At 51.2% G+C, this 14464-nt stretch carries 14 protein-coding genes; 2 read left to right on the top strand and 12 right to left on the bottom strand.

The window, feature by feature from the left end; genetic code table 11:
- Window positions 1-170: 170 nt before the first annotated feature.
- Window positions 171-4040, top strand: a complete 3870-nt coding sequence (locus ACFO4L_RS14645; protein ID WP_377910405.1) for a peptidoglycan-binding protein — start codon at window positions 171-173, stop codon at window positions 4038-4040.
- A gap of 46 nt (window positions 4041-4086) precedes the next feature.
- Here ACFO4L_RS14645 and ACFO4L_RS14640 read toward each other — a convergent pair whose 3' ends face one another.
- The 12 genes from ACFO4L_RS14640 to mreB all read right to left on the bottom strand — a co-directional run bounded on the left by ACFO4L_RS14640 (window position 4087) and on the right by mreB (window position 13140).
- Window positions 4087-4941, bottom strand: a complete 855-nt coding sequence (locus tag ACFO4L_RS14640) for a GNAT family N-acetyltransferase (RefSeq protein ID WP_377910404.1) — start codon at window positions 4939-4941, stop codon at window positions 4087-4089.
- Between the two features lie 535 nt (window positions 4942-5476).
- The gene (locus ACFO4L_RS14635) at window positions 5477-7294 is read right to left on the bottom strand and encodes a C40 family peptidase (protein ID WP_377910403.1); all 1818 of its coding nucleotides are present in this window, start codon (window positions 7292-7294) and stop codon (window positions 5477-5479) included.
- A 35-nt stretch (window positions 7295-7329) separates the two neighbouring features.
- Entirely contained in the window at window positions 7330-7563 is a 234-nt protein-coding gene (locus ACFO4L_RS14630; protein ID WP_377910402.1) for a hypothetical protein, read from the bottom strand.
- Window positions 7564-7619: 56 nt separating this feature from the next.
- Window positions 7620-7964 (bottom strand): hypothetical protein, encoded by a 345-nt coding sequence (locus tag ACFO4L_RS14625; protein ID WP_377910401.1) that lies wholly within the window; start codon window positions 7962-7964, stop codon window positions 7620-7622.
- 539 nt (window positions 7965-8503) lie between these two features.
- Window positions 8504-8662 (bottom strand): hypothetical protein, encoded by a 159-nt coding sequence (locus tag ACFO4L_RS14620; RefSeq protein WP_168005937.1) that lies wholly within the window; start codon window positions 8660-8662, stop codon window positions 8504-8506.
- A 74-nt stretch (window positions 8663-8736) separates the two neighbouring features.
- Entirely contained in the window at window positions 8737-8913 is a 177-nt protein-coding gene (locus ACFO4L_RS14615) for a hypothetical protein (protein WP_377910400.1), read from the bottom strand.
- Between the two features lie 35 nt (window positions 8914-8948).
- Window positions 8949-9338 (bottom strand): hypothetical protein, encoded by a 390-nt coding sequence (locus tag ACFO4L_RS14610; RefSeq protein WP_377910399.1) that lies wholly within the window; start codon window positions 9336-9338, stop codon window positions 8949-8951.
- Between the two features lie 327 nt (window positions 9339-9665).
- Window positions 9666-10094: a 3-hydroxyacyl-ACP dehydratase FabZ gene (gene fabZ / locus ACFO4L_RS14605; protein WP_377910398.1), complete on the bottom strand. Its 429-nt coding sequence runs from the start codon at window positions 10092-10094 to the stop codon at window positions 9666-9668.
- A 41-nt stretch (window positions 10095-10135) separates the two neighbouring features.
- Window positions 10136-10450, bottom strand: a complete 315-nt coding sequence (locus tag ACFO4L_RS14600; protein WP_377910397.1) for a DNA-directed RNA polymerase subunit beta — start codon at window positions 10448-10450, stop codon at window positions 10136-10138.
- 36 nt (window positions 10451-10486) lie between these two features.
- On the bottom strand, window positions 10487-11311 hold the full coding sequence (locus tag ACFO4L_RS14595) for a flagellar hook-basal body protein (RefSeq protein WP_377910396.1): 825 nt from the start codon (window positions 11309-11311) through the stop codon (window positions 10487-10489).
- 17 nt (window positions 11312-11328) lie between these two features.
- Complete coding sequence (locus ACFO4L_RS14590) at window positions 11329-12120, bottom strand: flagellar hook-basal body protein (RefSeq protein ID WP_377910395.1); 792 nt, start codon at window positions 12118-12120, stop codon at window positions 11329-11331.
- Window positions 12121-12144: 24 nt separating this feature from the next.
- Complete coding sequence (gene mreB / locus ACFO4L_RS14585; RefSeq protein ID WP_377910394.1) at window positions 12145-13140, bottom strand: rod shape-determining protein; 996 nt, start codon at window positions 13138-13140, stop codon at window positions 12145-12147.
- Between the two features lie 279 nt (window positions 13141-13419).
- Here mreB and ACFO4L_RS14580 point away from each other — a divergent pair, with 279 nt between their 5' ends.
- Window positions 13420-14310 (top strand): manganese catalase family protein, encoded by an 891-nt coding sequence (locus tag ACFO4L_RS14580; protein ID WP_377910393.1) that lies wholly within the window; start codon window positions 13420-13422, stop codon window positions 14308-14310.
- Window positions 14311-14464: the final 154 nt, after the last annotated feature.

The following is a 14464-nucleotide window of genomic DNA, read 5'->3' as shown; positions in this document are numbered from 1 at the left end:
ACAACACAGAATCGCAAGAAAAGTCGCATGTATTAATTTGTCGAATGTAATAAACTTACTATCGTAGCTGAAATATATCCCGTATTTCTGACTGCGCACAACAATGAATCCAGCTTAGATACACAAGACATTCACGGCACTTTGATAAACGAACGAAAGGAGCGGATCGATTGAAGAAACATCTGGCAAAAAAAGCCGGCATCACCGGACTTGCTTCCCTGCTGTTTATGACTTCCGCCCTGCCTGCATCTGCCGGCTCGGCCGAGGAAGTGATGAACGATTTATTTCCCGAGCAGGAAACAGCTGAAGCAGACGTTACTCCGGCCCTGTTCAACCAGCAGCTTGAAGAAGAGCTACATATTTCATTTGAAGAGACTCCTGATGAAGCTGCACTGGGACTGTTTGACGAGAACGGGCTTGTGGGAGAGATGGCGGTAACTGAAGAGGAAGAAGGGTTCAGCTGGTCTTTTGACCTGACCGAAGAAGACGAAACGGTCGAGCTTGAACTCGAAGACGGCCGGTACTACATCGGCTCCATGGAAGAGGAAGAGGTGACGTACGGCTCATTTATTCACTTCAGTGAACAACCGGAGCTTCTGCTCGATGAAGAAGAAACCGGCAGCGGCACCGCGTATTCTGAGCTGGAAGCTTATGGACTTCACGTCGGACACCTTGAGCTCACAGCTGAGGCAGACGCTTTTGACGCACTCACCGTCGATATAGCAGAAGACGGCAGCTTCTCAGCGGAACTCCCGGAAACAGACGAAGATACGACCGTCACATTCCGCCTCCTCGATCCTGCCGGCAATGAAACGACAGCAGAAGCTGTCTGGACAGCCGCCGTAGAAGAGGAAGAGTCTAGTGAAGAAGACGGCCTTGAGGAAGACGAAAGTGCTGAAGAGGACGCCGCTTCTGAAGACGGGCTCGAAGACTCCAACGAGGAAGATGGTCTTGAGGAAGACGAGAGTTCCGATGAGGATGCTGCTTCTGAAGACGGACTCGAAGACTCTAACGAAGAAGACGCTCTTGAAGAAGAGGAAAGCTCGGAAGAGGACGTATCTTCTGAAGACGGACTCGAAGATTCCAACGAAGAAAACGCTCTTGAGGAAGACGAAAGCTCCGAAGAGGACGTATCTTCTGAAGACGGACTCGAAGATTCCAACGAAGAAAACGCTCTTGAGGAAGACGAAAGCTCCGAAGAGGACGTATCTTCTGAAGACAGGCTCGAAGACTCTAACGAGGAAGATGGTCTTGAGGAAGACGAGAGTTCCGATGAGGATGTAACTTCTGAAGACGGACTCGAAGACTCCAACGAAGAAGACGCTCTTGAAGAAGACGAAATCGCTGAAGAGGACGCTGCTTCTGAAGATGGATTGGAAGACTCCAACGAAGAAGACGCACTTGAGGAAGAAGCAACGTTTTCCACGTTCTCGATGTTCTCAGTAGAGAACAATTCCACTTCTACCAATATCGGGGAATTTTATGATGGTGCTTCCGGTGAGTATATCCGCAGCATGAAACTTGATTTAACTGCTCTCGGTTTTGGCAGTTTCCCTTCTTCCCCTTCTGATCGTTTCGGTCCGGTGACAATGGGGGTTACAGAAGATTTTCAGCGGGCTTATGGACTTGAAGTTACTGGTCTTCCGACTGATGAAATGCTCAGCATCATTGAAGCTGAATTAAACGGAAGCTTCGGGGCGCTCGATCAAACGTCCACATCAATCGGCGAGTTTTACGACGGCGCTTCCGGCGAATACATCCGCAGCATGAAGCTTGATTTAACTGCTTTAGGCTTTGGATCATTTCCAACTTTTCCATCTGATCGTTTTGGTCCAGTAACGATGGGCGTTGTGGAAGATTTCCAACGGGCTTTCGGACTTCCGGTAACCGGGCTTCCAACTGACGAAATGCTTCGCTTGATGGAAGCAGAACTGAATGACGGGGTCGGCGGTCTGGATTACACTGTCACGTCAATCGGTGAATTTTATGATGGTGCTTCCGGTGAGTACATCCGCAGCATGAAAAAAGAACTCACGGCATTAGGTTTTGGCACGTTCCCATCTTCTCCCTCTGACCGCTTTGGTCCAGTAACGATGGGCGTTGTGGAGGATTTCCAACGGGCTTTCGGTTTAGCTGTCACAGGGCTGCCAACCGATGAGATGCTTAATCTGATGAGCGCTGAGCTGCAGGGCAGCTTTTACGATGGCGCTTCCGGCGAGTACATTCGTGAACTGAAGCTTGATTTAACAAAGCTTGGTTTCGGCAGCTTCCCATCTTCTCCTTCTGACCGCTTCGGTCCGGTAACGATGGGCGTTGTGGAAGACTTTCAGCGGGCTTACGGCCTTTCTGTAACAGGTATTCCGGACCAGGCAACCTTGAATGCGATTGAGCAGGCATTACAGACTGCATTTTATGATGGCGCATCGGGGGAACACATTCGCGATCTAAAGTTTGACCTGACAAATCTTGGATTCGGCACATTCCCATCCTCACCTTCTGACCGCTTCGGTCCGGTAACAATGGGTGTCGTCGAAGATTTCCAGCGAGCTTACGGTCTTTCTGTAACAGGTATTCCGGATCAGACCACCTTGAACGCTATTCAGGAGGCATTGAGTACAGCATTTTATGATGGTGCTTCCGGAGAACATATCCGTGATTTGAAGCTTGATCTAACAAGACTCGGCTTTGGAACGTTCCCATCTTCCCCTTCTGACCGCTTCGGTCCGGTAACAATGGGTGTTGTCGAGAACTTCCAGCAGTATTACGGTCTCAGCGTGACCGGCATTCCAAACCAGAACACGCTCGACAAAGTAAACAGCATTCTGAATTCTTCTTACTCGGACGGTAAAAGCGGAGATCATATCAGAGAGCTGAAGCTTAACTTGACTAAGCTTGGATATGGGAACTTCCCCTCTAATCCGTCTGGTTCGTATGGATCCGTAACAGCGGGAGTTGTTCGCGATTTCCAGGCTGCCAATGGTCTTATTGTAAACGGAATTGGCGATGACCCAACGCTTGAAACCATCTCTACGATGCTTGAAGATGTTTCGATGACAGGTGTCGTTACTGCAACTTCTCTGAATGTTCGCAGCGGCCCTGGTACAAATCACGGCGTTGTCGGTTCCCTCGCAAACGGAACGGTAGTTACGATCGTTGGGGAACAAAACGGCTGGTACCAGATCAGCTTCAACGGCGGCACTGCTTTCGTATCCGCGAGCTTTATTGATACGAGCGCTGCTCCGGATCCTGGAGGGGACTTTAACGGTCCAAACCAGGTTGCCTATACGAACGGTTCTTCTTTAAACGTTCGCTCCGGTCCTGGAACGTCACACGGTATTTTAGACAACCTAGGCTCGAACACGCGAGTTGAAATTTTGTCGACACACAGCTCCGGATCTGCGAACAGTTGGCACCAGATCCGCTATGACGGCAATAAAACCGGCTATGTATCCGCCGGGTACGTACAGTTGGCTTCGAAAACACCAGCGAATTCCGGACCGTTGGCGGGCCGTACGGTTGTCATTGATGCGGGCCACGGTGCTCAGGACCCGGGAGGCATTGGCGGCGGCATGCGTGAGAAAGATGTCGTACTCGATATCAGCCTCCGCGCGGAAGAACTGCTTCGTGCAGCAGGCGCTGAAGTCATCATGATTCGCCGCACCGATATCTTCCTGTCACTGAGCCAGCGGGCGTTTATCGCGAACCGCTCCGGCGCAGATGCATTTCTAAGTGTTCACACGAACGTATTTAATGGTTCGGCCAGAGGAACGGAAACGTTCTGGCACAGCCGCTTCCAGGCATCAAACAGCGAGAGGCTCGCTCACGTGATGCAGGACAATACGGTTGCGAAGATGGGGACTCATTACCGCCGAGTGGATCACGGAAATTACCACGTGATTCGCGAGACACAGATTCCAAGCGCACTGCTTGAAATCGGCTTTAAGGATTACGCCCCTGATGCGGAAAAGCTGCGCTCTGACGCATATCGCCAGCGTGCAGCAGAAGCAATTCGAGACGGGTTCATCCAGTATTTCAGATAAATGTTATGAGAACAGCTCCCAGCCTGATTCGGCGGGAGCTGTTTCTTTATGCTTTTCTCTGTCCGTATAAGGTCCATCTTGACCGCAGCTCAAACGGATGGTCATCCGGCAGTGCGTCGGCTTCCTGGATGTCGAGCCACACCTGAAGCGGCTCCTGCAGCTGCTGCTCGCTCTGTACATGGGCAGAGGCAATCGTTTCCCACAGCCCCGGCTGATCGTCGTAATCGTTCCAAGGGTAGACGACGTGCAGATACGAGCGATCTTTCGTATCGATTTTCGTCAGCATGTAGCGGGTTCCTGTGGCGTTTTCGTAAAAGCGCCACGTGTTCAGGTTTTCATGGCTGAAGAGCGCATCTGTTGCGGGGAACGGATAGTAGCACTCGTATGGAAAAACCCCGCCTGCTTCCAGAAACGTTTCGCGGAGCCAGCTCCGTTTTCGATCGCCTTCCGTTATTTCCTGCCACGGTGTATGACCGTTTGCAAGTTCGCTCACATCATCGGCAGCAGCAATTTGCAATGTAGCCTGCTGATTCAGTCCAATATTGGCCAGTACTTTTCTGGCAGGGGTGTTTTGTTCTTCGGTGTTGCCGCCGACCCAGTGAATGTGAGGCTGCGCGAGCGCTTCCTCTTTAACGTGGCTCATGAGCGTTGTCGCAAACGAACGGCCCCGATAGCGCCTGTCACTCCGTAAACGCCCGAGCATCGCGTAGCGGCCTGCAAAGACCGTATAACCGGCGGTACTGATCAGCCTGTCATCTGTAAACAAGCCGTACATTTCACTTCGCCCGCCCGTCAGCCGCTCAAATATACGGGCGACATAATCATCCTCTATACCGGTATCCATGCTTCGGTAGAGGTCAATGTCCTCAAATGTAAGCGTCCGGATCGAATAGTCCATCATACAAGCTGCCTCCCTGCTTCAAAGGTTTCTTTATCCAGTATAGCCGATTCAGGAAATGACAGGAAGAGATACGGTGTTTAGCTGATGGGATCATCGTTTACCACATAAGGGTGGTTCCCTGGAGAGAAACACGGCTGTCATACGCAGCTTGAAGCGTTTCGCCCGTGCCGACTGGACAGGTGCTTTGAAGCTTGTGAACAAGCTTTAAAGTGGTTCTTTCTTCCCCAACGTTCTCTGTTTTTAAACGATCACAAGCAGCGCTCCAAGAAGCTTTAAAATTAATTCGTAAAAAGTTATCGTTTTATGTTTAACAACCCCCGTCCCGGGGAACACCTCTACTAAGAGTTGAAACCACCACTTTCATCTCTCCCCCCTATCATTTTTGATAGAAAAAATGCCGGCAATACTTAGTTATTCTGGCGAAGGAATAAGGCAGTCTGCACCTCCGTCCCAAGGTGCATGGCTGCCTTTTCCTTTTGGTTCACTTCGTAATGAACAAAGAACCCGCGGCGCTTATGCGCTGCGGGTTCTTATTTTAGTGGCGGCGTGTGCCGAGGTAGCGCTGGCTCCAGTAGCTGGAGCTCAGGCTTGCGATCGTAACGCCTGTAGAGCTGCCGGCATGAATGAACTGGCCGTTTCCGATGTAAATCCCGTTATGGGACGGACCGGACGTGTACGTTTCGAAAAAGACGATATCGCCGACGCGTCGGTTCGAGCTTGAAACGTGTGAACCGGCTGCATGCTGCTGCGCAGCGGTTCGCGGCAGGCTTTTGCCGTTCTGCTTAAATACATATTGAATAAAGCCGCTGCAGTCGAATCCAGCAGTCGTCGTACCGCCCCAGCGGTACGGCACGCCGATCAGCGCTGAAGCGTCAGCAATCAGGTTGGTGACGTTAAAGCCTCCGCCTGAGCTTCCTGGTGTTGCGTTGCCCTGGTGGATCGAGGAAACCTCCTCCAGCTTGTTCCACGTCGAGGTAGTAACAATGCCGTCAGCCGTCAGTCCCCAGCGCTGCTGAAACTGTGTCACGGCGCGCTTTGTAACATCCCCAAAATAGCCGGTTGAAGTCCCGGAGAAAAATCCGGCTGCTTTCAGGCGGTCCTGCAGCTCACGCACGTTATCGTTTCGGGCACCATGCTGGAGCACCGTATTCGAAGACGAACCGCTTGAGGCATTGCTGCCGCCGCTGCTTCCGGACGAACTTCTCGGGCTGGCATTCTCGAGCGCACGAAACGTCTGCGGTCCGGCAACGCCGTCCACGCCGATTCCTGCAGCCCGTTGAAAATCACGGACAGCCTGCTGTGTCTGCGGTCCGAACGTCGATGAAATCGGCCCGCTGTAATAGTTCAGGTCCGTTAGAGTTCTCTGAAGTGAACGAACTGCCTCACCTGTTGAACCAGAGCGAAGCGTTGCGGTACTCGTCGAGCTTCCGGAGCTGGATGATCCGGACGATGTGTTACTCGATGAGCCGGAGCTTCTTGGACTTGCATTATCAAGAGCACCGAACGTCTGCGGTCCGGCGATTCCGTCCACTCCGATACCGGCAGCACGCTGAAAATCGCGGACAGCCTGCTGGGTCGCAGAATTATAGCTGCCGTTTACGCTTCCGCTGAAGTAGTTCAGCTCCTTCAGACGGTTTTGCAGATTGCGCACCTGTTCTCCGGATGAACCAGATCGTAAAATCGTGGAGCTGCTTCCGGATGAAGAGCTACCTGAAGAAGAGCCTGAGGAAGCGTTCACTTCCCGATTCAGCTGGCCAAGCGTCTGCGGTCCGGCAATGCCATCTACAGACAGATTGCGAGCACGCTGAAAGTCGCGAACGGCGTCACGCGTCGAATTACCGTAGCTTCCCGTCGTATGCGACTGCTTATAAAAGCCAATTTTGCCGAGATTGATCTGCAGCTGTTCTACTGCACTGCCGGAAGATCCCGGACGCAGCACCTGTGACGCGTTCATCTGCGCAGCTGAAGCACTGGAAATGCTCTTCTGGGAGGAGGAGCCTGACGAGCTGCTGGAGCTGTTCGAACTGCTGCTGGAGCTAGAGGAGCTTGACGTGCCCAGTGCTCCGAACGTCTGCGGTCCAGCGATCCCGTCCACCTGCAGGTTGTTGGCACGCTGATAATCCATGACTGCCTGTCTGGTAAGAGGCCCAAAGACGCCATCTACGGTGTATGTATAGTGGCCCTTTTCTTTAAGCTTTTCCTGCAGGGTGCTGACATCACTGTTCGACATCCCGACTCGAAGCGTCTGATCTCCAAAAGCTGCTTCTGTTACGGCTGGAGCGGCAAACATCACCCCGGTGGCTGCGACTGTTGAGACGACGGCTGTTCTGACACTGCTCATTTCCACTTTCATTCGGCAATCCTCCTTTAGCTATTACGAAAATTCCATCAGTTGAGCGACATAAATTGGCATAGAACTCGATCAAAATATATATGAAAAGATAAAACCTCTTCTATTATCGGTGATTTAGACCAGGTCTTAACAGTTCCAAACGTCCCATTTTCAGAAAATTCTCGAGCGCCTAAAAACAGGAAATTTGTTGCTGATTTTGAGGTTTGATTATGGCGGTTAATTGGGTATGCAGACGCGCCCAGGGCACTTGAAACATTCGTTTTAAACACAAATAACCCCCTGCGTCAAAAGGGGTTAAGACGCAGGGGGAGAAAAACAGCTGAGCTTACTCAGCGTCTTCTTCCATTTCGTTTTCTTCCATGTTATCTTCTGCAGGATCTTCTTCGTTCATGGCGTCATCTTCTTCCATGTTATCCTCTGCAGGGTCTTCCTCCATATTGTCTTCTTCATTCATCGCGTTGTTTTCTTCTGCAGGATCTTCTTCCATGTTGTTCTCTGCAGGATCATTCTCCATGTTATCTTCTACATCTGCGTTATCCTCGACTGGAGTCGTGTTGTTTTCAGCTGGATCGTTTTCAAGACCATTGTTCGCATCGTTGCCGCCGCATGCTGCGAGCATTCCAACTGCAAATACGCTTGTAAGAATAGATAGGCTTAACTTTTTCTTCATTGTTAATTCCTCCTGAGTTTGGATCTTGATTATCACGCTCATCCGCCGCATGTCCTGCGTGGACTGAGGTTATCATACCGTGCAGAAGTACCTGCTTCAATAGATTCTGTGTGTTTTGCAAACTGTTCCACGATCTGCGACAATGTTGTGAAAAAATACACGTTCAATCGTGGGAAAGTGTACGAATCACCGCATGCTGAGAAAGCAGTGATGGAAACTTTGCTTTCCTGCTTTTGATAAAGGTGACGTTTTGTCTGCGAAAGTTGAACATTTTGCCGCTGCAACTAATGCTTTTTTCGTTATAACAGTCTTACGTTGATACTCGTGAACATTTGCCCGCCGAGGTTAATGCTTTTGCAGCGAAAGTTTGAAGCTTTCGGGAGCGAGGTTAATGCTTTTGCAGCGAAAGTTAAACACGTTGACCATGCTCACGCGTCAATTGCTCGAAACAGCTTTTATGTACACACTACACGTTGCGTATGGCAATGCGATCAGTAAACAACGAAAAAGCCTCTCCACAATAGGAGAGGCTAAAGGTTTTACATATCCGCGTCGTTATCTTCCATGCCGTCGTTTTCCATGCCGTTATTCTCCATTGGCTCGTTTTCGATTTCATTTCCTTCCATATCTCCGCAGGCGGCAAGTGCTCCAACTGAAAACATAGATGCAAGTGCTGTAACCATCAGTTTCTTTTTCATGTTTACCACTCCTTTGTAGAATTTAAGAAAATAATTTATCTCAACGGGCTGTTAACAACCCGGTGAATGAATCATCACGTTTCGTCTGCTTCATTGACCGGTTCGTTGAGACCTTCGTTCATGTCAGCATCGTCATCAATCATCGGATCTTCATTGACGTTTTCCGATTCCAGATTTTCGGCTCCGTCACCGCAGGCAGCCAGCGTAAGCAGGGCTGCTGCAGCAAAGGTGACAACGGATATACGCTTCATATGCGTTCCCTCATTTGTGTGAAAAGGACTCGATTTTAGTAGTCTTCGTTGTCCTCATCGTTCATATCGTCATTCATGTCATCTTCCATGTCGTCATCCATGTCTTCGTTCATGCCATTATCTTCGGCATCGTCATTCATGTCATCTTCCATGCCGTCATCTTCCATGTTGTTATCCATGTCATCATCTTCCATGCCGTCATTTTCCATGTTATCTTCGGCATCATCTTCCATGCCGTTGTCTTCCATACCATCATTGTTTTCCATACCGTCATCTTCCATGTCGTTCTCCATACCGTTGTTTTCCATGCCGTTGTTACCGGCTGGGTCGTTGGCTGGGTCGTTTTCAGCGTTATCTCCGCACGCTGCGAGTGTACCGATTACGAACATACTTGAAAGTGCGCTAATCATCATCTTTTTCTTCATTATGAATTCCTCCTTGGAATAATTGCGTTTTTTATCACAGGCGCCGGTTCTTCTCTCCCGGCCGCTCTGTTCTGTCTATTACCTTCTCCCTCTTCAGTAAAACGCATCTAAACGGGATTGGACAATCTCCCACATTCCTCTCATAAAGTACCAAAGTCTCAGAAAAGCGGCAGCAGGTTCTTTTTCAGTCATTCCGGTTCACCAGCCCGCCTGCTTTCTTCCCTGTCTCAGCTCGGTTTCCGGTACGTTCCTCCGCATTCTGTTTACCGCTGATGGAATTTGGTACGCAAAAAGCCGGGGAGCGTCCCCGGCTTTCGTCCCTTTTATTCAGCTGTCTCCCAGCGCAAACATAAGCTCGGCTTCTGCCACGAGTTTGCCGTCGACCTTGGCCTGGGCTTTTCCTTTGCCTACCGGCCCGCGCAGCCGTGTAATTTCCACTTCCAGCTCCAGCTGATCGCCCGGCTTCACCTGTCCTTTAAACCGGCAGCCGTCAATCCCCGCAAAAAATGCCAGCTTGCCGCGGTTTTCTTCCTTCTTTAAAATAGCTACTGCGCCGACTTGAGCGAGCGCTTCAATGATGAGCACGCCGGGCATCACCGGATAGTCCGGAAAGTGGCCGTTGAAAAATTCTTCATTGGCCGTTACGTTTTTCAGACCGACTGCCCGCTTCCCTTCTTCGACCTCTAAAATCCGGTCGATAAGCAGAAAGGGATAGCGGTGCGGAATGATCTCTTTTATTTCTTCTGTTGAAAGCATATGTATCCATCCTTTCGGTTCGTTTGACGCATAAAAGGGTGTCAGCTGCCGCCGTCACCCTCTGTGTCTCCATAAATAATATCATAAATATGCTGCCATGTTTCAGGCTCGAAAATTTCCATCGGATCGGTCCCTTCGCCGATGATCGTATAGCCGATCATCGCGCCGACGACAGCCGATACGGCGATCAGTACAAGTGCGAGCACGATACGAAGCCAGATCGGCACCCAGCGGATCGGCCGCCAGAACCACCCGCCGCGCTGTTTCTTTTCCTTTACCGCAGGCTCTTCTGCCGGCTTGTTGTGCTGTTGTTCCTCTTTTCCGCTGGACGTGCGGTATTTGGTTTCATCATTCATACGTATCGATGCTCCCTGTCTTTCAAGCTGTTCCTGTTAACGCAGGTTCGTGACCATTCCCATCATCTGGTCGGTCATGTTTGCAGCGCTGGCGTTGAACTGATAGTGGCGCTGCGCGGCGACCATATCACTCATTTGCTTCGCGGTATCCACGTTTGCCATCTCAAGCGCCTGCTGCTGGACGACCTGTGCCCCGTTTCCATCAGCGAGAACGTCGGCTTCAGCGACGCCAAGCTCCTCTAAATCCGGGAAAGAGACGATGCCTGCGCCCTGCTGTTCAAGCAGCTGCGGCTTCGTAATTTCAACCGTCTGCAACGCTCCGGCTGCGATTTCCGTCCCGTCTTCATCCGTTACAAAGATACCACCCGTTTCATCAATCCGCAACCCGGAATGATTTTCAGGAATCGCTGCTGGGGTTCCGTCTGCTGCGAGAACATACTCGCCCTCCCCGTTCACTAGCTGATTCGTGCCGTCTCCCGCGGGGCTGAGGTAAAACGCGCCGTCTCTTGTAAACCGGCGTGTTCCATCATCGGCTGCCCCAAGCTCAAAGAAAAAGCCCGGTTCCGTGATCGCTGTATCGAGATCCCGTCCTGTCTGCTGCAGCGTCCCCTGCTCGAAGCGGATCGCAGTCTGGGCGACACCGGCGCCGCTGCCACGTCTGATCCCGGCCGGTGTGTCCCGCCCTTCTTCATAAGGTCCGACGCGCTGATTCTGCACTTGGCGGAACATCAGATCGGCAAAGGAGGTGTCTCTGCGCTTAAAGCCGGTCGTATCCGAGTTAGCCAGGTTGTGACCGACGTTGTCGAGTTTATACTGAATCTGGCCCATCGTCACCGCTGAATTTATCATCGACTGGTTCATGAATTCCCTGCCTTTCGCTACTGAACGCGGCCGATGTCATTCACGGCGCGCTCCAGGCTCTGATCATAGGCCTGCAGCATTTTTTGATTTGCTTCAAACGTTCGCATCGTGTTCATCATTTCCGTCATCGTCTGCCTTGAATCAACGTTGGATCGTTCAATGAAGCCCTGCTCCAGCGTATACGGCGCTTCTTCGTTGCCGACTGCCGTTACCGCTGCTTCCTCTCCTTCATATGCAAACAGTCCTTCGCCTTCTTTAACGAGCTGGGCCGCTTCCGGGATCACCACGATGCTCAGCTGGGCAATCTCATTGTCATCAGCGTCGAGCACCTGGCCTTCAGGCGTGATCGTGATCTGTTCGCTGCCGGCTTCTATTTCATTTCCATCCGTATCCAGTATGTAGTTACCGGAAGGAGTCGTTAAAAAGCCTTCTGCATCAACCGTAAAGCTGCCGCTCCGCGTATAACGCGCCCCATCTTCTGAAGCCGTTTCGAACATGAGCGCGGCTCCTTCCGGAAGCGTCCCTTCAAGCAGCGCCACATCGAGACTGTTTCCCGTCTCCTGCACGTCGCCCTGGCGGAAATTCGGCGTCCGCTCCTGCATGTAGACGCCGGTAGCAAGCGCTCCGATCCGGCCGTGTGGACCGTTTCCTCCTCTTGCTTCGAGAAGCATGTTGGGAAACGTCCGCATCGAAGCCTGATCGGCTTTATACCCGGGCGTTTCGGCATTGGCCATATTATTAGTCAGCATTTCCTGGCGGCGCTGCTGGGCGATCATGCCGGCCCCCGCCGTGTAAAGTCCTCTCAGCATCGTGACAGATTCCTCCTTATTGGATCAGCGGTTGCGTCGGACTTTATCGAGGTTCTCGAGTAAAATTCCGGTACCCTTTGCGACGCACTGCATCGGTTCTTCTGCGACAAAAACGGGTACGAGCAGCTCTTCACTCAGCAGTTCATCAATACCGTGCAAATACGCTCCTCCGCCTGTGATCGTAATTCCTCTGTCTATAATATCGGCAGAAAGTTCAGGAGGTGTAATTTCCAGTACCGTTCTTGCTGCCTGCACAATGTGGGAAACGGATTCTGACATCGCCTGCTTGACTTCCTGGGCTGTCACAGTGATCGTTTTCGGAAGCCCGGTGACCATATCCCGGCCGCGAATCTCCATATCCCCTTCGCGTCCCTCGGGGGAAACAGTGCCGATTTCTTTTTTGATCAGCTCGGCCGTACGTTCGCCGATCATGAGCTTATGCTTCTTTTTAATGTGAGTTAAAATGTCCTGATCGAAGCGGTCGCCAGCTACACGGATCGATTCCGCTGTGACGATATCTCCCATTGACAGGACCGCAACATCGGTCGTACCGCCTCCGATATCGACGACCATGTTACCGCTTGGCTGCCAGATGTCCATCCCGGCTCCAACAGCAGCTACTTTTGGTTCTGCTTCCATATAAATCTGCTTGCCGCCGCTTTTTTCAGCCGCTTCCCGGATCGCCTTCTGCTCGACGGAGGTGATGTTTGTCGGGCAGCAGATTAAAATCCGCGGCTTGGAAAACCAGCCACGCATGTTGATTTTTTGCAAGAAGTGCCGCAGCATCGCTTCTGTCGTATCGAAGTCTGCGATAACCCCGTCTTTTAACGGACGGATCGCGACAATGTTTCCAGGCGTGCGGCCTACCATGTTAAACGCTTCTTCTCCGACTGCGAGCACCTGCCCGGAACCGGTTTCAATGGCAACAACAGACGGTTCATCGAGAACGATGCCCCGGCCTTTCACATGTATCAATACATTAGCAGTTCCTAAATCGATCCCGATATCTCGTCCAAACATGTAGCTAAGCCTCCTAAGAAATATGTACTCCCGCTCTTTAGACAGGATTTGCATGCGTGCATACAAATCCGCTCATTCTATCATTTTACCATAAGACGGGAATCGACAGCTATTTCTTTTATCGGAAATACCCGGGTCTTTCGTTCCGTCTGCAGCTGCTTGGAAACAAAATTGGCATCTATGCCAAAAGATGGATTTTCTGAACATTTTGTTATCTTATTGAAAGATCGGGTACTAGTAAACCGTTCGTGCTTGATAACCTACAAAGGAGTGAAGATGATGTTCCAACGTTTTGACAAGCTGCAAATTGATCTTCCGACCCCTGACAAAGCAGATCCGAAAGCCGCGGCAGCCGTTCAGGAGCTGATGGGCGGACGTTTTGGCGAAATGTCGACTTTGATGAACTACATGACCCAGTCCTTTAACTTCCGGCGCAAAAAGAAGCTGAAGCCGTTTTATGATTTGATCAGCAGTATTTCCGGTGAGGAGCTCGGCCACGTAGAGCTCGTTTCCGCAACGATTAACTCTCTCATGGAAGGCGCAACGGATGACAGTCCGGACCCGGATGCTCCGCTTGCAAACGGCCTGGACGGGCCGAACCTCCACCACTTTATCGTCAACGCACAGACGAGCATCCCCGGTAACTCCATGAACATCCCCTGGCAGGGCGACTATGTATTTAACAGCGGTACACTCGTGCTGGACCTTCTCCACAATTTCTTCTTGGAGTGCGGAGCCCGTACACATAAAATGCGCGTCTATGAAATGACGAGCCATCCGGTGGCCCGGGAAATGATCGGCTATCTGCTTGTGCGCGGGGGTGTGCATACGCTCGCTTACGCAAAAGCCCTTGAAGAGCTGACCGGCGTCGATGTGAAGAAGATGATGCCGATCCCGGATCTCGATAACAGTAAATATGCAGAAGCAGAAGCATTTGAAATGCAGGGTCTGCACCGTAAACTGTTTACGTTCAGTCCGGACGACTACCGGGATATTGATAAAATATGGATAGGGAACCATCCGGATGACGGCAAGCCGCTGGAAGTGGAAATCGGCATGCCGGAGGGCGGCGAAAAGCCGGACTTCGAAGCGAAGACGGAAGAGTTCGCACCAGGCTATGACGTTGATTATTTCTATGACATCGCGAAAAAGCTGCAGGACCGCATGTAAACGCACGAAAAAGAAGCCAGACGGGGGTGATGCACCTCGTCTGGCTCTTTTTGTGCTGTTCCTGGCAATATTTCCCGGGAAATGAAAAGGGGCTGTCCCATAAGTCGATATTATCGACGGAACAGCCCCTTCTTTATGTGTAGAAAACATTTAT

It is taken from the genome of Bacillus daqingensis (genome assembly GCF_042654445.1).
Taxonomy (GTDB): domain Bacteria; phylum Bacillota; class Bacilli; order Bacillales; family Salisediminibacteriaceae; genus Alkalicoccus; species Alkalicoccus luteus.
This window is presented reverse-complemented; position numbering and strand designations above follow the sequence as displayed.